Source organism: Enterococcus sp. DIV1937 (assembly GCF_050535975.1).
Lineage (GTDB): Bacteria > Bacillota > Bacilli > Lactobacillales > Enterococcaceae > Enterococcus > Enterococcus faecalis.
Genome location: NZ_CP172909.1, coordinates 2,538,225 through 2,557,360, shown reverse-complemented (window position 1 = coordinate 2,557,360; position 19,136 = coordinate 2,538,225). Strand labels below are relative to the sequence as shown.

Sequence of the window (19,136 nt, the reverse complement as noted above, 5' to 3'; positions counted from 1 at the left end):
ACTATGGAAACGTTAAGTGTTTTACAAAGTTTGATAATGGCGCTTTGGGTGGCAGCAATTATGTCCAGATGGCTTGGAGGAGGAGCAACGTTAACGTTGCGTTTCTCGCCCTTAATGACAGGGTTAGTAGCAGGTTTAGTGATGGGCGATGTCCCGAAAGCGATGATTGTCACCGCAGCATTACAAATGATTTACATGGGTGTTTTTTCACCAGGTGGCTCTATGCCAGCAGAACCATCAATTGCGGCAGCGATTGCTGTGCCAGTTGCGTTGCTAGGAAATTTGAAGCCGGAAGCGGCTATCGCCGTAGCGGTTCCTGTCGGTCTTTTAGGAAGTTATTTATATCAATTCCGTTTCTTTATTAACACGTTTTTAGGGAAGTATACCGATCGTGCGGTGGCTGAACTAAATTCTAAAAAAATTGCCCGCTCAATTATCTGGTATCCAACGATTGCCTCATTTATTTTATTCGTTCCATTAGTCTTTTTTGCTCTTTATCTAGGGGCACCAGTCATTGCCGATATTATTAAAGCATTAGAAGGAACCGTTGTGATTCACGTGTTAGAAGTAGTCGGTGGTGGTTTAGCCGCAATTGGGATTGCGACAACGGTCTATGTCATTGGTCGAAAAGATTTCTTGGTTTTCTTTTTCCTTGCATACTTCATGAGTATCGTCTTTAAGTCATTGGAAATTACCATGGTAACGTATGCCATCTTTGGCGTAATTATTGCGTTAATTTTTGTGCAAGTCCAAAAAGGCAAACCTGTAGCAGAAAGTGCTGGTTCCGCCAGTACCACCACTGATTTTGATGATGATGACGATTACGATGACGGGTTTTAAAAGAAAAAGGAGGAACTGAAATGACGGAAACAACAGAAAAAGTCGTGCCGAAAACAACGAATTTAGCACCAGAAGAAATTACCAATAAAGATGTTACAAAAGCCTATCTCCGTTGGCATTTTGCCAATGAAATTCCCCATTCCTTTGAACGTTACTTGGCGCCTTCGTTATTGTACGCAATGATGCCACTTTTAAAGAAATTATATAAAGACGATGAACAATTAAAAGCCGCTTATATGCGTCAACTGCTGTTTTTCAATACGCAATTAAGCTGGGGCGGCGGGGTCATTACTGGGTTGATGGCTTCTATGGAACAAGAGCGGGCCAAAGAAGAACATGAAGGCCGCGAAATCATGATGCAAGATGATTTAATGTATAACACCAAAGCTGGCTTGATGGGCGCGTTAGCTGGGATTGGTGATGCGATTGACTCAGGCACGGTTCAATATATTTTTATTGCGATTGCGGTGCCGTGGGCGCAACAAGGTAGCGCATTAGGTGCGATTTTCCCATTTGTGGCGTTTGCCCTTTATCAAGTACTGTTAGGCGTGTTCTTTGCGAGACAGTCCTTCAAAATGGGGCGGAATGCCACAGGTTTAATGCAAAGTGCTGGGATTCAAAAAGCCATTGAAATGTTATCTGTTTTAGGGTTGTTCATGATGGGGATTTTAGCTGGTAATTATGTCAAAGTTTCTTCAACCCTTCAATTTAAACTTTCTGGCCGTGAGTTTGTGGTCCAAGATATTCTTGATCAGATTGTCCCAGGACTCTTACCGCTAGCTGTCGTAATGGGCGTGTATTGGTTCTATACGAAAAAAGGCTTGAAAGTTACGCAAGCATTATTGTGGTTAACAGGTATTTTAATTGTCTTAGCAACAGTCGGTATTTTATAAAAAGAAAAGGACGTGAATCAGATGGGCGTAGTAAATTTAGCAAGAGTAGATGAACGATTAATTCATGGACAAGTGATGGTGACCTTGTCCCAAAAAAGTGGCGTTAATTCCATTTTCGTTGTTGATGAAGTGGTGGCAAAGGATAAATTTATGCGTGATTTATACAAAAGTGCAGGCAGTCGGACAGGACAAAAAACCATTGTCATTACGCCGGAAAAAGCTAAATTTTATTGGGATGAATACCAATTCAAAGAGTACAACTGTATTTTAATCGCTAAAACCGTCTCTGTAATTTATGACTTAGTAAAACACGGAGTCCCTATGAAGGAGTTAAACATCGGCGGTATTGCACAGAAGAATCCAGAAAAAGATTTATTAGTAACCAAATCAGTTTATTTAAACAAAGAAGATGCCGAAAAATTAAAAGAACTACATGAGGTGTATGGCGTAGAAGATATTTATTTCCAAGCAACGCCTTCTGCACCAAAAACTAGTTTAAAAGAGGTTTTAGGCAAATTTAATTTATAAAAAAGGCCAGTCGCTTGAGTCATTGCATGACTGTTTGAAGTAATGACTCAAGCCACCGAACTGAAGGAGGAACTTTTATGTTAGGGATTGTGATTGCTACACATGGTGCACTAAGTGACGGTGCGAAAGACGCAGCTACCGTGATTATGGGCGCAACCGAAAATATCGAAACCGTTAATCTAAATAGTGGAGACGATGTCCAAGCACTAGGCGGACAAATTAAAACAGCGATTGAGAACGTCCAACAAGGGGATGGCGTGTTGGTCATGGTTGACTTATTAAGTGCGAGTCCTTACAATCAGGCAGTTTTGGTGATTAACGAACTCGAACCAGCTCTACAAAAGAAAATCTTTGTGGTGAGTGGTACCAACCTACCAATGGTCTTAGAAGCGATAAACCATCAATTATTGGGCACACCGATTGCTGAAGCGGCGCAAGCGATTGTTGCGCAAGGCAAAGAAAGTGTGCAAGCATGGGATATTTCTATGACTTCCTTTGAGGATGAAGAGGATGAGGACGATGATTTTTAAGAATGTAGTAAAGGGTGAAAGCAATGAAATGGGGATTTAGATGGTACGGAGCGGCAGGCGATGCCATTCCGTTAAAACACATTCGACAGATTCCAGGAATTACTGGCGTTGTCGGTACCTTGTTAAATAAACTACCAGGTGATGTTTGGACAGTAGCCGAAATTCAGGCACTTAAACAATCGGTGGAACAAGAAGGATTAGCACTTTTAGGAATTGAAAGTGTTGCTATTCATGATGCCATTAAAGCGGGAACGGATCAACGAGACCACTATATTGATAATTATCGCCAAACGTTGCGTAACTTGGGGAAATGTGGAATTTCCTTAGTGTGCTACAGCTTCAAACCTATTTTTGGTTGGGCTAAAACGGACTTGGCGTATGAGAATGAAGATGGTAGCTTATCGTTGTTATTTGATCAAGCTGTGGTAGAGAACATGCAGCCAGAAGACATGTATCAATTGATTCACAGTCAGTCAAAAGGATTCCGGTTACCAGGTTGGGAAGAGGAGCGTTTGCAACAATTTCAAGAATTGAAAGCCATGTATGCCGGCGTAACGGAAGAAGATTTGGTCGAAAATTTGCGCTACTTTTTAGAACGTGTGATTCCTGTCTGTGAAGAAGAAAATATCAAAATGGGGATTCACCCCGATGATCCACCTTGGGAAATTTTTGGTTTGCCAAGAATCACTAAAAATTTAGCGGATTTAAAACGGATCCTTTCCTTGGTGGACTCACCAGCAAATGGGATTACATTTTGTACAGGTTCCCTCGGTGCGGACCCGACGAATGATTTGCCTACTATGATTCGTGAAATAGGTCACAGAATTAATTTTGTTCATTTCCGCAATGTGAAGTATTTAGGTGAGCATCGTTTTGAAGAAACGGCGCATCCGAGTGTCGCTGGTTCGTTAGATATGGCGGAATTAATGCAAGCACTGGTAGATGTAGGGTATGAAGGTGTTATTCGTCCTGATCATGGGCGGGCAATTTGGGATGAAAAAGCGATGCCTGGTTATGGTTTATATGATCGAGCAATGGGGTTGACCTATATTCAAGGACTGTACGAAGCAACCAAAGCCAAACAAAATAGGAAGTGACAGAATGGAAACAAAAGTTGAAAAAAATCAACTGTATCAACAATTAGCGACATGTAAACTTTTACCACTATATACTGCAACAGATTTACGCTATTTGCCACAAGTAGAATCAGTCTTAGTAGAAAACGAATTACCGTTTATTGAAGTCACTTTTCGGAGTCAGCTGGCCTTGCCTGCCATCAAACAACTTGCTGCTTCAGGGAATTTAATAGTAGGCGCAGGAACTGTTCGAACCTTGAAAGAAGCCCAAGAGGCAGTAGCGAACGGTGCACAGTTCATTGTTTCCCCAGCGATTGTTCCAGAAGTCATTGATTTTTGTCTGGCAAATGAGGTGCCTATTTTTCCAGGAACAGCTACGCCTGGGGAGATTCAGCGAGCGCTGGCGTATGGCTTACGAGTGGTTAAATTTTTCCCAGCCGATATTTACGGCGGGTTAAAAGCCATTAAAAGTTTAAGCGGTCCGTTTTATGATGTTCAATTTTTACCAACTGGTGGGATTGATGAAACAAACTTTATAGAGTATGTGGAAGCCAAAGAAGTATTAGCAGTGGGCGGCTCCTTTATTTTATCGGAAAAGATGCTTCAAGAAGATGAAGCTTCGGCACGCCAGCATGTTCAATCTTTACTCACGAAAATCAAAGAACGACAAGCAAAATAAAAAGATGAGGTCGGGACAGAAGCGTTTAACTCCGAGAAATAAGAAGGAATTTCCGAAAATTGTTCTGTAATTTTTGGAGAATTTCGGCTTATTTCCGAAGGAGTTGCTTCTGTTCCCGCCGTTTATAAGTTTTTGAGCGTGGAGCAAAAATCCAAAGTGATTTTTGTCCCACGCTCTCTTTTTTTTTGTCCAAATGTTACTGACATTATTTTAGTTTTCATTTTGTAAAAATAGTATAGGAGAAAAGCAATCAGTTATGTATAATTAGTGAAAGAAGGTTGCGTGAAGTAAAAATAAAAAGGAGAGCAAAGGATGTTAAAAAATGTAGAAGTGTTCTGGCAAAACTTTTTAGATAAACATGAATTAGATATGTTGATGCCCGATGTGTGGATGTTTGGTGATGGCTCTTCTGAGATGGGTAATCGTTTGGGTCAATTGGTTGTTTCTGGTCGTAAGACAGCGACATGTTCTTCTTTAGATATTTATAAGATGGAAGAAGAACAACTCCCTAAAGCTGGTCAATACGACATAATTTTAGATGGTCAGTCTCAACCGCTGGCTATTATTCGAACAACCAAAGTTGAAATTATGCCCATGAATAAGGTCTCAGAATCTTTTGCGCAAGCGGAAGGTGAAGGAGATTTGACGCTGGATTATTGGTATGAAGAGCATGCGCGGTTCTTTAAAGAAGAACTGGCCCCCTATCAGCTACAATTTTATCCCGACATGTTGTTAGTTTGCCAAAGTTTTGAAGTGGTGGATCTTTATACAGAAAAAGAATAAACAGAGAAGCGGTGACTGACACGATTGAAACGAGCAGTTGTCGCTTTTTTTACTGATTTTTTGAAAAAGTTGCGTATGTTTATATAGACAGGGTGATAGAAAAGAGATGTGTATTTTAAGTGTCGAGGAAAAGATGGTACAATAACCTAAGGAATACTAACAAGGAGTGAATGTTATGAAAGAAGAATTTTCATATGAAATTTTAGAAGAAGTCGCTGTGTTATCTGAGAATGCTCGTGGCTGGCGTAAAGAATTGAATTTAATTAGTTGGAATGGTCGTCCACCAAAATTTGATTTGCGTGAGTGGGCCCCTGATCACGAAAAAATGGGTAAAGGCATCACCTTAACCAACGAAGAATTTGCTGAATTAAGCAAAACAATTAAATCCATGTAAAAGGAGCACCCTGTCAATGAAAAGTATGACTGGATTTGGAAAAAAGACCATTCAAAATGAAAATTATCAATTGGATGTTGAAGTCAAAAGTGTCAACCAGCGGTTTTTAGATATTCAATTGCGTATGCCAAAGGAACTGAATGCCTATGAACTGGTGATTCGGCAAGTAATCAAACGCACGTTAAAACGTGGGCGTGTGGAAGTCTATGTAAATCTCCAAAAAATCGGCAACAATCAAAAAGAAGTGCGCGTGCAGTGGGACTTAATTGATCAATTATTAACTTCGGTAGATCAACATTTAAAGGAAAACTATCCGGAAGCAACGTTTGATGCAGGGGACACGGTCAACCATTTATTAAAGCAAAATGATTTTGTCGAAATAGTGGAAGCAGAAATCGTTGATCAGACATTTGAACCATTTCTTGTTCAAGCATTTGAAGCAGCCATCGCTAGTCTTGACCAAAGCCGTGTGCAAGAAGGAACGCAAATTAAACAAGTCCTGCTTGACTATGTAGCAGTGTTGACCCAATCAATTCAAGAACTGCAAGCTTTTGTGGGTGTTTTTGAACAAGAATACCGTCAACGTTTTGAAGCGAAATTAAACGAATGGTTAGGTAGCCAAGTGGATGAAACACGCTTATTAACAGAAATGGCCATTTTATTGGAAAAAGGCGATATTCATGAAGAATTGGATCGTTTGGATATCCATATTGATAAGTTGCATCAGTTGCTTGACGAAACAGAACCAGTGGGCCGAGAACTAGATTTCTTAATTCAAGAAATGAACCGTGAAGTCAATACGATTGGTTCGAAATCAAGTCCAATTGAAATAAAAAATAGTGTCGTTCAAATGAAAACAACCTTAGAAAAGATTCGTGAACAAATTCAAAATGTCGAATAGAGAAAATGGTTTCGTGTTTTTCCAGAAAACGCTATAATATAGAAGTAACGAATAAATGACAGAGGTGAAAGCAATGACTAAATTTTATGATGTAACCTTTCAAGAATTAAGTGGTCGTTCTGTGGTAAAAACAGAAGTCGCTTCAGACAGAGAACCATTTGACGTCTGGCAAGATGCTTGTGCAAGCTATTCTGAAACAGAATTAAATATCCAAATTAACGAAGACACGTTTGTTACTTTGAATCGTCACTTTGTTGTTCGCATTGACGTGAAAGAAGTTGACGGCCCTGTCGACAAACAAGTTCGTCGTCGCGATGAATTGATGAACGTGGTCAATACGCTTTCTAATATGGGCTTATAAAAAATACCACCAAGCATTTCACGCTTGGTGGTATTTTTTTTAATTAGAATAAAAGAAACAAGCCAACGGCGCATAAGAAAGAAAGAACTGCGGCACTTAAAAAGATTGTCCGCATGGCTGCAGTTTTACTGCTTTCTTTGCCGTGTTTTTTCTGACGTTCTAAACGTTTTTGAAGCTGACGGGTAATTACTGAGAAGATTAGCCCGAAAAGGACTAAAACACTTGTGGCAATCGATTTGGGAATAAAATGATTCGGTTCTGCAACGGTGGTATCCCCAGAATGTTCGTTTGATTCTTCCGCAGCTTCAGCTGTTGTTTGTTTTGGCTTAACTTCTTGGTAAGCCACTTTCGGCGCTTGAACAGTACTATTTAACAATGTCAAAGGCGTGTCGACTTGCACCTGCCCTGCTACTAATTTAAAAGTAGGCTGACTGCCTTTGGGAACGACACCGTATAAATCGTTAGCCAAAGTGACTTTTTTGTGATCAATGGTTTGTGGTCCTTTGTCTAAAAGTTTTTTGCGTTCGTATGTCGTATAGGCATAGTCCAGCAAAGCATTCCCAGCCACATGCCGTTCGTATTCACCATCTTGGTTTTGCCAATTACCAACGCCTAAAATGACTTCAATTAAACGGAAATCTCCTTGTTTGACAGTCGCAATATAGTTAAAACCGCCTGTTGGACTAGAGCCTGTTTTTAAACCATCCACGCCTTGGTAGCCATACTTAGCGCCTGGTAAAGAATAATTGTACGCTTCAAACGTTTCCTCGTAAGGCGTGCCGACCATTGTTTTCACCACTGGTTTATTGGTGATTTCTAAAATTTCTGGATAATTTTTCAGAAAATGATAGGTTAGTGAAGCTAAATCTCTAGCTGTAGAGACGTTATCGCCATTTGGGTCAATTCCTTGCATTTGATACAGGCCGTTAAAGGCACTTGCTTGCGCCCCACTGCAGTTGTAATAGGTAGTATTTGTCATCCCTAATTCAGCCGCTTTTTGATTCATTAAATGAACAAAGTCAGTAGGCTGGTTCCCTGAAATTAAATTTGCCAACATGAGAGTCGCCACATTAGAAGAGGGGACAGCAATCATTTTTAACAGTTCACGGACTGGATAAGCCACACCTAACGTAATTTTGTTATTACTAATGGCATATATTTTAGAAATATCGACATCTTTTTGCGTAGCAGTCACAGTCGTATCCATTGTAAATTTTCCTTGCTCCATTGCTTCAAAGGCCAAGTACATGGTCATCACTTTGGCAATACTGGCAGGATTCCACGCTAAATCTGGTTGCTGCGACCAGAGAATTTCTCCAGAATCAGCATCAACAACGATGGCTGCTTTGGGAATGCCATCCGCTTTCAGGGTCGTCCCCATTTTTTTAGCAATTGCGGTAATATCTTCTTCTGCGTGAGTCACAGTAGGTTGGGCAAAAAAGGCCCCACAACTGACAACTAAGCCTAGCAGAAACAATGTAAATGGTTTAATTCGTGCGATGTTTCTCAGTCCTTTCTTATTCACGTTTTTTCATCCTAAAGGAGTCATCACTTCATTTTACTTAAAAAATGGCTGCCTGTATAGGAATTCTAGGTAATTTGTTTAAAAAAAGAACAAGTTATGAAAGCCAAATTAAAGAAGAAATGTTATTTTTTCAGTGAATCTCCAAGAAAGTCTTGAAAATTGCAGAAAAAAAGTGCAAAATAGAACTAATACTGTGAAATTATGTTTTGAAAGGAAGTCGTTATGTCAGAGCGCGGGTTATTAATCGTATTGTCAGGTCCTTCAGGAGTGGGGAAAGGGACTGTAAGAAAGGCTATTTTCGACAGTGAAGAAAATGATTTTCAATATTCAATCTCAATGACCACTCGGAAACAGCGAGAAGGCGAAGTGGATGGAGTAGATTACTATTTCCGTTCAAGAGAAGAATTTGAAGCGATGATTGAAGCTGGAGAAATGTTGGAATATGCGGAATATGTTGGTAACTATTATGGGACACCATTAACGTATGTTAACCAGACGCTAGATGAAGGCAAAGACGTCTTTTTAGAAATCGAAGTCCAAGGGGCTAAACAAGTCAAAGACAAAGTGCCTGATGGCGTATTTATCTTTTTGACACCTCCCGATTTAGCGGAATTAAAATCAAGAATTATTGGCCGCGGAACAGACGAAATGTCTGTGATTGAAGAACGAATGGCTGTGGCCAGAGAAGAAATCGAAATGATGGCGCTGTATGATTATGCGGTAGTGAATGATGAAGTTCCTTTAGCCGTGCAACGAATTAAAGACATTATCGCGAGTGAGCACTTCCGTGTTGACCGTGTAATTGGAAAATATATTAAAATGTTAGAGGAGATGTAGCCTTATGATGTTAAAACCGTCAATTGACTCATTGTTAAAAGAAGTCCCTTCAAAATATTCTTTGGTTATTTTAGCAAGCAAACGTGCGCATGAATTAGATGAAGGCGTTCAACCAACCGTTGAATCCTTTGATTCTGTAAAAAGTGTGGGTCGTGCGTTAGAAGAAATCGAAGCAGGAACAGTGATCAGTGATCCAAATCCTGAAGAAAAACGCGAACGTCTACGCATTGAACGTGAAGAACGCAAACGCCAACGTGAACAAGAACAAAAAGAATTAGAAAACCGTTTACGTGACGAAAAAAATTAATTGAATGATTGTCAACGAATGGAGAAAGCCGTCTGTCTATTTCAGAGGCTTTCTCTTCGTTTATTCTGAAAGGTGCCAACGAGACACACAAGACAAATCAGTCAATCTTTAGTACAATAGGCAAAGAGAATTTACATAAAAAGGAGGACGCACCATGCAAAAAGTAGCCAAAGTTATTGTGGATGTACCAACGATGCAAACCGATCAACCATTCACTTATTTAGTTCCTGAAAATTTAAATGAGCAATTGGCTGTCGGCATGCGTGTAGAAGTGCCTTTTGGTAACGGTAATCGGCATGTTCAAGGGTTTGTTCTAGCCATTGAACCAATGGCTGCAACGGTTCTTGACGAAACCAATGTTCAGTTGAAAGAACTAGTGGCGGTGTTGGATTTAAAACCTGTTTTAAATACAGAAATGTTGGCTTTAGCTGATTATATGAAGGAAAAAACGTTTGCTTTTAAAATCACTTGTTTGCAAACCATGTTGCCTAGCGTAATGCGTGCCGATTACCAAAAATATATTTATTTAACGGATGAGCTTTCTGAAGAATTACAAGATCAGTTATTTTATGGTTTAGAGGAAATTTCGTGGGACCAAGCGCAAGAACGTGGGCTTTTGCCTCAACTAATGGCGTTGCGTAAACAGCAAAAAGTCGATATTCGCTACGAAGTTACGACGAGAAATAAAGTCAAAATGGTCCGCTTCATTCAAGCCGCTAAGGAATTTGAACAACTAGAGGAAATTCGTTTGGGGTTACGCAAGGGAGCTAAGAAGAAAGAGCAACTTCTTTACTATTTACAACGCTTGGGCACTGAAAAAGTCACCGCTGTGAAGGAAATGAAAGAATTAGGTTTCAGTACCGCGCTTTTAAATGAAGCGGCCAAAAACGGCTGGTTAACGTTCATTGAAAAAGAAGCGTATCGTGATCCGTTTGCTAATCAGACGTTTGAAAAAACGACTGCGTTATCTTTGAATGCAGAACAACAGGTGGCTGTGGAAACAATCTTACAATCTGTCCAAGAACAGCAAAGCCAAACCTACTTATTGGAAGGTATTACAGGAAGTGGGAAAACAGAAGTTTATCTACAGGTCATTGCAGAAGTTCTTAACCAAGGCAAAACAGCCATTATGCTTGTCCCTGAAATTTCTTTAACTCCGCAAATGGTGCAACGCTTTAAAAGTCGCTTTGGCGAACATGTTGCTGTAATGCACAGTGGCTTATCGCAAGGTGAAAAATACGATGAGTGGCGGAAGATTGAACGAGGAGAAGCGGAAGTGGTGGTTGGCGCGCGTTCAGCCATTTTTGCGCCAATCGAAAACATCGGCGTGATCATTGTTGATGAAGAACACGAGGCAAGTTATAAACAAGAAGAAACCCCCCGCTACCACGCGAGAGATTTAGCGATTTGGCGTTCGGAGTACCATCATTGCCCTGTTGTTTTAGGCAGTGCCACGCCGTCCTTGGAATCACGCGCTCGCGCACAAAAAAATGTTTATCAGCGGTTACGATTAACACAGCGTGCCAATCAAGCGGCAACCTTGCCTACGATTGATGTAGTGGATATGCGGCAAGAAGTAGAAAATGGCAATGTCTCTTCTTTTTCCATGTCGTTGCAAGAAAAACTCCAAGAACGCTTAGAGAAAAACGAACAAAGTGTTCTCCTACTTAATCGCCGTGGCTATTCGTCATTTGTGATGTGTCGCGATTGTGGCTATGTGTTGCCGTGTCCGAATTGTGATATTTCCTTAACTTTGCATATGGATAGTAAAACAATGAAATGTCATTATTGTGGGCATGAAGAACGGATTCCTTATCGCTGTCCTAACTGTGGCCAAGATAAAATTCGCTACTACGGAACAGGCACACAAAAAGTAGAAGAAGAATTACAAACGTTGTTACCAGACAGTCGTATTCTCCGAATGGATGTTGATACGACCCGTCGCAAAGGTGCGCATGAAAAAATTTTGCGAACATTTGGTGAAGGACAAGCGGATATCTTATTAGGCACACAGATGATTGCCAAAGGACTGGACTTTCCAAATGTGACGTTAGTCGGTGTCTTAAATGCTGATACCGCCTTGAATTTACCCGATTTTCGTTCCAGTGAACGGACCTTCCAGTTATTGACACAGGTCAGCGGTCGCGCTGGTCGCGCTGAAAAACCGGGGGAAGTCATCATTCAATCTTTTAACCCCGAGCATTATGCGATACAATTGGCAAAAGCCCAAGATTATGAAGATTTTTATACAAAAGAAATGTATATTCGTCATCGTGGGGATTATCCACCGTACTATTTTACGGTCCAAATTACGGCCAGTCATCCTGAAGAGAATGAAGCAGCGAAACAAATGTTTCAAATTGCGACGAAATTAAAACAAGGCTTATCGCCGCAAGCTATTTTGTTGGGACCAACGCCTAACGCAATTATGCGTGTCAATAATCGATACTTTTATCAAGTGATTATCAAGTATAAACAAGAACCAATGCTTCAACCATTATTGAAAGAAATTTTAACCGATACACAACGAGCAACGGCTCGTGGTTTAAAGCTTTCCATTGATGCAGAACCCATGAATTTTATTTAAAAAATACAGCTTTGAAAGGAGCACTTATGCGCTATCCAGTTGTGATTCACCCGAACGAACACTTAAAAATGAAGGCTCAACCTGTGACGATTATTACCGATGAAATTGTGCAGTTACTAGAGGATATGTATGAAACAATGCTGGCCCATGATGGGATTGGCTTAGCAGCCCCGCAAATTGGCAAAAATTTGCAAATGGCAGTAATTGAAATTGATGAAGAATCTGGTCGTTTTGAACTAATTAATCCAGTGATTATTGAAAAAAAGGGAACCAGTATTGATGTGGAAGGCTGTTTAAGTATTCCAGAAACATATGGAACCGTTGAACGAGCAGATGAAGTGACTGTCCGTTATTTTGACCGTGAAGGTGAAGAAATGGAAGTTACGGCTTACGGCTATTTAGCTCGAGCTTTTCAACACGAAATTGATCATTTGAATGGCGAGTTATTTATCGACAAAATGATTGAGAAAATTGCACCAGAAGATTTAGAAGCGTATATGGAGGAACATTTTGATGACTAAAATTGTATTTATGGGCACACCAGCCTTTTCTGTTCCGATTTTAGAAAGTTTAATCGAGGCAGGCTATGACGTTCAAGCGGTTGTCACGCAACCAGATCGACCAGTTGGCCGAAAAAAAGTGATTACCCCAACGCCTGTCAAAGAAGCAGCTTTAAAACATAACTTATTAGTCTTACAACCAGAGAAAATTTCAGGTTCTCCTGAAATGGAAAAAGTGATTGACTTAGCACCAGATTTAATTGTGACAGCAGCCTTTGGACAATTTTTACCAGAGCAAATCTTAAAAGCGCCCAAACTAGGTGCGATTAATGTCCATGCCTCACTTTTACCGAAATATCGTGGCGGCGCACCTGTACATTACTCGATTATTGAAGGAGAAAAAGAAACAGGCGTCACGATTATGGAAATGGTGAAAAAAATGGATGCTGGCGCGATTTTAGCGCAACGTGCAATTCCGATTACGAAACAAGATGATGTAGGCACCATGTTTGAAAAATTAAGCATTCTAGGAAAAGAACTTTTATTAGAGACGTTACCTAAGCTAATTGCTGGCGAAATCACGCCTATTCCACAAGTGGAAGAAGAGGCTACTTTTTCACCCAATATTACCCGGGAACAAGAACGAATTGACTGGCAAAAAACTGCTGAGGCAATTGATAACCAAGTGCGTGGTATGCGTCCTTGGCCAACAGCGTTCACAACCTATCAAGGGACCAACTGGAAAATTTGGGCAGTGACACCACTGACTGAAACAACAACCAGCGCCCCAGGAACGATTATCCAACGTAGTAAAAAAGCGCTATGGATTGCTTGTGGCGAAGGGACAGTTCTTCAAATTGATCGCCTGCAACCAGCAGGTAAAGGTCAATTAACGATTCAAGAATTTTTAAATGGCGTTGGTCAAAATGTCGCAGAAAAAGATAAGGTGGACTAACAAAAATGGCTGAAAAAATCCCCAAGAAATTAAAACGTTCTGTTCGATACGTTGCTTTAGAAACCATCGAACGTGTGGATAAAGGTGGGGCGTACTCCAATCTTTTACTTAATGAAATGATGACAAAATCAGAACTAAGCGAGAAAGATGGCCGCTTGTTTACAGAACTTGTCTACGGCACAATTAGTCGCAAATTATTGTTGGAATACTACTTAACACCATTTGTTAAGAAACCGCAAAAAGTCGATAATTGGGTGAAAAATTTATTGATTTTATCGTTATATCAATTACTTTATTTAGATAAAGTGCCCGATCATGCAGTCATTAATGAAGCGGTTGAAATTGGCAAACGTCGTGGCAATCCTGGGATTGGTAAATTCGTGAATGGCGTGCTGCGGGCGTTCCAACGAAATGGAGCACCTAGTTTGGCCGCAATTAGCGATCCAGTTGATCGTTTAGCCACGGAAATTAGCATGCCACGTTGGTTAACAGAAAAATTACTTGCCCAATTAGGCGAAGAAGAAACACGGCAGTTAGGTTTGTCATTATTTGAAAAAAGCCATGCGAGTGGTCGAGTAAACACACGGTTTATTTCACGAGAAGAAGCGCTGGAAGAATTACAAGAAACAGGGATTGCCGCGAAGGAAAGTCAACTTTCCCCTTATGGTGTTGTCGCTGAAAAAGGCTACTTAGCTGGCAGTGAACTGTTTATTAACGGTTGTTTAACCATTCAAGATGAAAGCTCTATGCTCGTGGCTCCAGCGATGCAAATTGAACCGCATCATCGTGTCTTGGATGCTTGTGCGGCTCCTGGTGGCAAAACGACTCATATCGCAACTTTTTTAGAGGCTGAAGCAGGTGGTCGTGTGACCTCTTTAGATATTCATGCGCACAAAATTAAGCTAATTAATGAAAATGCGCAACGCCTCCATGTGGCGGATGTCGTCCAAGCAGAAAAGCTTGATGCGCGACAAGTGGCCGAAGAATTTCCCGCAGAAACCTTTGATCGGATTTTAGTTGATGCACCATGTTCAGGCTTAGGGCTAATGCGCCGTAAACCAGACATTAAATACCATAAAACGGCCAATGATTTTCAAAATTTACCTAAAATTCAGTTAGAAATCTTAGAAAGTGTTGCCCCAACACTAAAACAATGGGGTATAATGGTCTATAGCACTTGTACTATTACGCCAGAAGAAAATCAGGAAGTGGTGGCAGCCTTTTTAGCCAAACACCCTGAATTTGAAAAAATTGAAATTGTTGCAAATGAAAACGTCCAAGCAGTAGTAAAAGAGCAAGAACTTGTTCTGTATCCCCATCAATACATGACAGATGGCTTCTTTATTTGCTGTATGCGGAAAGTTAGTTCAAATGAGGTGAAATAATTTGGAAATCAACGTTCAATCAGATGTCGGTCGCAAAAGAAATACGAACCAAGATTATGCCAACGTTTTTGAGAACCAACAACACATAACCTTTGCTGTTTTAGCAGATGGCATGGGTGGCCACCAAGCAGGTGATGTCGCTAGCCAAATGGCAGTCAATAATTTAGGTGAGAGTTGGTCCAATGCGTCTGTCGACTCAGCTGAAAAATCTGCACAGTGGTTAATTCAAGCAATTCAAAAGGAAAATGAAAAAATTTATGAACGCGGACAATCGAAACCAGAGTATTTAGGAATGGGGACAACCGTGGTTGGTGCCATCCTTTTACCGGATTCATTTGTCTTAGCAAATGTTGGGGACAGTCGTGCTTATTTAGTTCGTGACCAACACATGTTACAATTAACAGAAGATCATTCTTTAGTGAATGAACTAGTAAAATCAGGGGAGATTACTCGTGAGATGGCTGCAAATCATCCACGAAAAAATGTCTTAACACGTTCTTTGGGAATGCCTGGTACTGTCGAAGTCGATGTAACCAATCATGAATGGCTGCCTAATGACTATTTACTGTTATGTTCGGACGGCTTAACCAATATGGTTTCTGAGACAAAAATTTTAGAAATTTTAGAGACGTCAGATCCCTTAGAATCCAAATTAAGCCAACTCGTTGCTCAAGCAAATGAAGCGGGTGGTTTAGATAACATTACCGTGTTAGTGATACACTTTGACGAACGGAAGGAGGAAAACCAATGATAGAAATCGGCAAGAAGCTGAATGGTCGATATCACATTATTGGCAGCATCGGAAGCGGCGGCATGGCCAACGTCTATTTAGCACACGATTTAATTTTAGACCGAGACGTTGCAGTAAAAGTCTTGCGCTTTGACTTCCAAAACGATCAAGCCGCCATCCGACGTTTTCAGCGTGAAGCACTAGCCGCAACTGAGCTGGTTCACCCGAATATCGTCAGTGTGTACGATGTAGGCGAAGAAGATGGACTACAATATTTAGTCATGGAATATGTGAAAGGAATGGACTTAAAACGTTACATCCAAACGCATTTCCCAATTCCTTATTCCACAGTTGTGGACATTACGCAACAAATTTTATCTGCTGTCGCAATGGCACATGAACATAGAATTATTCACCGGGATTTAAAACCGCAAAACATTCTGATTGACGAACACGGCACAGTCAAAATTACTGACTTTGGGATTGCGATTGCCTTGTCAGAAACGTCAATTACGCAAACGAACACAATGTTAGGTTCGGTGCATTACTTATCGCCAGAACAAGCGCGCGGAAGCATGGCGACCAACCAATCAGATATTTACGCTGTGGGAATTATTCTCTATGAAATGCTAACAGGGAATGTACCTTTTGATGGTGAATCAGCCGTAACGATTGCCTTAAAACATTTTCAAGAAGAAATTCCCTCTGTTAAAATGTTTGATCCAGGGATTCCTCAATCATTGGAAAATGTGGTTCGTCACGCAACCGCAAAAGACCCAAGCGATCGCTACAAAACAGCGAATGAGATGGCAGAAGACTTATACACGTCCTTGTCAGCCAGTCGTTTAAACGAACCTGCGTGGGAACCAACGGCTTTATTAGGAGAAACGAAAGTATTAACTCCGATTCCCGAAGACATCGCTGAACCGGAAGAGACAACGCCTGTCGAAGTCCCAGAAGATATCGCAGATGACATTTTAGCTGAACAACCACCGAAGAAAAACCGTAAAAAATTGTGGATTGGCTTAGCAATTGCGGCATTAATTGCTTTAGCAATAGGTGGCTTAGCCTTTGCAATGTCGGGTGGTAAAGACGTTGAAGTTCCTGATGTTACAAATGAAACGAAAGCGGACGCTTCACAAGCGCTACAAAGTGCCGGGCTGAAAGTCGATAGTGAAACCAAAAAAATTCCCGATGATAAGATTGAAGAAGGCAAGGTGGTCAAAACAGACCCCGAAGCAAAATCATCTGTGAAAAAAGGCCGATCTGTTACTTTGTACATCAGCTCTGGAACAGAAAAAATTGAGATGGCCGATTATACAAACGAATCGTATGAATCTGCTGTCGAAGCCTTGAAAAAACTAGGGTTTTCAGAAGACCAAATTACAACGAAAAAAGAATACAGTGATTCTGTGTCTACAGATAACATTATTAAACAAAAACCAGCTGCAGGTAAAAAAGTTGATCCGAAAAAAGACAACGTCACTTTAACGGTCAGTGAAGGACCAGAAGCGGTTACTTTGCCTAGTTACGCCGGTTATTCTTACACAAATGCAGTAAATGCACTGGCACAATTAGGTATTTCTGAATCTCAAATTACGCGTGTCGACCAAGCAAGCGATACGGTAGAACCAGGTTTAGTCATTACGCAAGACCCCGCACCAGGTGGCACCGTGACACCTAAAAATGGCCAAGTGACGTTATATGTAAGTAAAGGTAGCGACAAAGTGACACTTTCTGATTATAGCGGAATTTCTTACGATAATGCGGTAAGTCGCTTAATTGCTTTAGGTATCCCAGAATCTCAAATTAAACGAGTGGACGAAGAAAGCGACAAAGTTGAAAAAGATACCGTGATTAGTCAAGAACCAGCTTCTGGTACCGCTGTTGATCCGAAAAATGACACGATTACTTTACATGTCAGCAAAGGCAGTGACTCAGTAACTGTTCCTGATATTTCAGGTTATTCGCCAAAAGCTGCAGAAGACAGCATCAATAACGCTGGCCTTAAAATCAATGAACAAGGATTATCTGGCTCTGGCGATGGCCAAGTCGTTGAACGAACTAGCCCATCCGCTGGCAGCAAAGTTAAAAAAGGCGACTCTGTTACGGTTTATTATTCAAAAGCAAATGATTCAAAAAGCACCACTAGTGAAAGTAGTACGAGTAATTAAGACAAGAGGTTGGGACAGGAGTGTTTAGCTTCAAGAACCCAGTAGGTACTGTTTAACATCTATTTGCTTTTCAAATAGTGTTTCTCAGCAATAAGAAGAAGCTGCTCCTGTCCCGCCGTTTATCTTAAGATTTAAGTCTAGGAAGGTAAGTCATTTCGACTTATGTCCTAGGCTCTTTTTAATTAATAGAATCGAGAGGCTCCCTTGATTTCTCTGCCACTATCCTGTATATTCGAAAGTAGTTAGGAGTGGTTTATCTGAAAGGTCAAATCAGAAAAGCGTTAAGCGGTTTTTATTATGTATACGCAGATGGAGAAACATATCAAACAAGAGCGCGAGGGAATTTTCGTAATCGAAAAATTACGCCACTCGTGGGAGATGAAGTACTTTTTGAAAGCGATAATTTAACAGATGGTTATGTGTTGGAAATTTTACCAAGACGAAATGAATTAGTGCGCCCGCCTGTTGCAAATGTGGATCTAGGTGTGGTTGTCATGAGTATGGTTTCGCCAAATTTTTCGTTTAATTTGTTGGATCGTTTCTTAGTCAGCTTAGAGTATAAGGATATAGAACCAGTTATTTATTTAACGAAAGTTGATCTATTAGATGAGCCGCAACGTCAACAAGTCACTGAAATTAAACAGATTTATGAAGCGTTAGGTTATGCGGTGATCGCTTCGGAAGACGTAGAAGCCACCAAAGAATTAGAACGCTTTTTCCCAGAACGGTTGACTGTTTTTATGGGACAATCAGGCGCTGGAAAATCAACATTGTTGAATCAAATTTCACCAGAATTACAACTAGCAACTGCGGAAATTTCCCAATCTTTAGGACGGGGCAAACATACGACCCGTCACGTGGAATTGATTCCGTTATACGACGGTTTGGTCGCTGATACACCAGGATTTAGTGCCATCGATTTCTTGGAGATGGAAGCAGTGGAATTACCAAAGCAATTTCCTGAATTTGTTGCCGCGGCCTCTCACTGTAAGTTTCGTGAATGTATGCACCACAAAGAACCTGGTTGTGAAGTGAAACGTCAAGTGGAAGCGGGAACCATTGCGACGAGTCGTTACGAAAATTATTTACAGTTTTTAATGGAAATCGAGAATCGACGACCTGTTTATAAGAAAAAATCATAGCAAATATAA

General features: G+C 40.7%; 20 protein-coding genes. 19 read left to right on the top strand and 1 reads right to left on the bottom strand.

Annotated elements, in window-relative coordinates:
• Nucleotides 1-3: 3 nt before the first annotated feature.
• The 10 genes from IGL13_RS12280 (at nucleotide 4) to IGL13_RS12235 (ending at nucleotide 6,985) form a co-directional block, all read left to right on the top strand.
• Complete coding sequence (locus tag IGL13_RS12280) at nucleotides 4-840, top strand: PTS mannose/fructose/sorbose/N-acetylgalactosamine transporter subunit IIC (protein ID WP_002378819.1); 837 nt, start codon at nucleotides 4-6, stop codon at nucleotides 838-840.
• A gap of 20 nt (nucleotides 841-860) precedes the next feature.
• Nucleotides 861-1,733 carry a PTS system mannose/fructose/sorbose family transporter subunit IID gene (locus tag IGL13_RS12275; protein WP_002354903.1) on the top strand — a complete coding sequence of 291 codons (873 nt, stop codon included), beginning with the start codon at nucleotides 861-863 and terminating at the stop codon, nucleotides 1,731-1,733.
• Nucleotides 1,734-1,754: 21 nt separating this feature from the next.
• Complete coding sequence (locus IGL13_RS12270) at nucleotides 1,755-2,261, top strand: PTS system mannose/fructose/N-acetylgalactosamine-transporter subunit IIB (protein WP_002354904.1); 507 nt, start codon at nucleotides 1,755-1,757, stop codon at nucleotides 2,259-2,261.
• A gap of 77 nt (nucleotides 2,262-2,338) precedes the next feature.
• Complete coding sequence (locus IGL13_RS12265; RefSeq protein ID WP_002354905.1) at nucleotides 2,339-2,791, top strand: PTS sugar transporter subunit IIA; 453 nt, start codon at nucleotides 2,339-2,341, stop codon at nucleotides 2,789-2,791.
• A gap of 23 nt (nucleotides 2,792-2,814) precedes the next feature.
• Nucleotides 2,815-3,888: a mannonate dehydratase gene (gene uxuA / locus IGL13_RS12260; protein ID WP_002388613.1), complete on the top strand. Its 1,074-nt coding sequence runs from the start codon at nucleotides 2,815-2,817 to the stop codon at nucleotides 3,886-3,888.
• Nucleotides 3,889-3,892: 4 nt separating this feature from the next.
• Nucleotides 3,893-4,546, top strand: coding sequence for a bifunctional 4-hydroxy-2-oxoglutarate aldolase/2-dehydro-3-deoxy-phosphogluconate aldolase (locus IGL13_RS12255; protein ID WP_002354907.1), 654 nt, complete (start codon nucleotides 3,893-3,895; stop codon nucleotides 4,544-4,546).
• Nucleotides 4,547-4,858: 312 nt separating this feature from the next.
• Complete coding sequence (locus IGL13_RS12250) at nucleotides 4,859-5,329, top strand: ASCH domain-containing protein (protein WP_002354908.1); 471 nt, start codon at nucleotides 4,859-4,861, stop codon at nucleotides 5,327-5,329.
• A gap of 175 nt (nucleotides 5,330-5,504) precedes the next feature.
• Complete coding sequence (locus tag IGL13_RS12245) at nucleotides 5,505-5,723, top strand: YdbC family protein (protein WP_002381076.1); 219 nt, start codon at nucleotides 5,505-5,507, stop codon at nucleotides 5,721-5,723.
• A gap of 16 nt (nucleotides 5,724-5,739) precedes the next feature.
• Entirely contained in the window at nucleotides 5,740-6,624 is an 885-nt protein-coding gene (locus tag IGL13_RS12240; RefSeq protein ID WP_002359037.1) for a YicC/YloC family endoribonuclease, read from the top strand.
• A gap of 55 nt (nucleotides 6,625-6,679) precedes the next feature.
• Entirely contained in the window at nucleotides 6,680-6,985 is a 306-nt protein-coding gene (locus tag IGL13_RS12235; RefSeq protein ID WP_002383233.1) for a hypothetical protein, read from the top strand.
• Nucleotides 6,986-7,028: 43 nt separating this feature from the next.
• Here IGL13_RS12235 and IGL13_RS12230 read toward each other — a convergent pair whose 3' ends face one another.
• On the bottom strand, nucleotides 7,029-8,510 hold the full coding sequence (locus tag IGL13_RS12230) for a DUF1958 domain-containing protein (protein ID WP_002389422.1): 1,482 nt from the start codon (nucleotides 8,508-8,510) through the stop codon (nucleotides 7,029-7,031).
• Nucleotides 8,511-8,732: 222 nt separating this feature from the next.
• On the opposite strand from IGL13_RS12230, the gene gmk reads away from it, so the two are divergent.
• The 9 genes from gmk to rsgA all read left to right on the top strand — a co-directional run bounded on the left by gmk (nucleotide 8,733) and on the right by rsgA (nucleotide 19,127).
• Entirely contained in the window at nucleotides 8,733-9,347 is a 615-nt protein-coding gene (gene gmk, locus IGL13_RS12225; RefSeq protein ID WP_002354915.1) for a guanylate kinase, read from the top strand.
• A gap of 4 nt (nucleotides 9,348-9,351) precedes the next feature.
• Complete coding sequence (gene rpoZ, locus IGL13_RS12220; protein WP_002354916.1) at nucleotides 9,352-9,654, top strand: DNA-directed RNA polymerase subunit omega; 303 nt, start codon at nucleotides 9,352-9,354, stop codon at nucleotides 9,652-9,654.
• 154 nt (nucleotides 9,655-9,808) lie between these two features.
• The gene (gene priA, locus IGL13_RS12215; protein ID WP_002378816.1) at nucleotides 9,809-12,241 is read left to right on the top strand and encodes a primosomal protein N'; all 2,433 of its coding nucleotides are present in this window, start codon (nucleotides 9,809-9,811) and stop codon (nucleotides 12,239-12,241) included.
• Nucleotides 12,242-12,267: 26 nt separating this feature from the next.
• A complete protein-coding gene (def, locus tag IGL13_RS12210; RefSeq protein ID WP_002371656.1) occupies nucleotides 12,268-12,762 on the top strand; it encodes a peptide deformylase in 495 nt (164 codons plus the stop codon).
• Nucleotides 12,755-13,696: a methionyl-tRNA formyltransferase gene (fmt, locus tag IGL13_RS12205; protein WP_002378815.1), complete on the top strand. Its 942-nt coding sequence runs from the start codon at nucleotides 12,755-12,757 to the stop codon at nucleotides 13,694-13,696. Before def ends, fmt begins: the two co-directional genes overlap by 8 nt.
• A gap of 5 nt (nucleotides 13,697-13,701) precedes the next feature.
• Nucleotides 13,702-15,081, top strand: a complete 1,380-nt coding sequence (gene rsmB / locus IGL13_RS12200) for a 16S rRNA (cytosine(967)-C(5))-methyltransferase RsmB (RefSeq protein ID WP_002354921.1) — start codon at nucleotides 13,702-13,704, stop codon at nucleotides 15,079-15,081.
• Between the two features lies 1 nt (nucleotide 15,082).
• Nucleotides 15,083-15,832, top strand: a complete 750-nt coding sequence (locus IGL13_RS12195; RefSeq protein ID WP_430604607.1) for a Stp1/IreP family PP2C-type Ser/Thr phosphatase — start codon at nucleotides 15,083-15,085, stop codon at nucleotides 15,830-15,832.
• Entirely contained in the window at nucleotides 15,829-17,985 is a 2,157-nt protein-coding gene (gene ireK, locus IGL13_RS12190; protein WP_002370103.1) for a serine/threonine protein kinase IreK, read from the top strand. Before IGL13_RS12195 ends, ireK begins: the two co-directional genes overlap by 4 nt.
• Before the next feature lie 248 nt (nucleotides 17,986-18,233).
• Complete coding sequence (gene rsgA / locus IGL13_RS12185) at nucleotides 18,234-19,127, top strand: ribosome small subunit-dependent GTPase A (protein WP_002378814.1); 894 nt, start codon at nucleotides 18,234-18,236, stop codon at nucleotides 19,125-19,127.
• The last annotated feature ends 9 nt before the right edge of the window (nucleotides 19,128-19,136 follow it).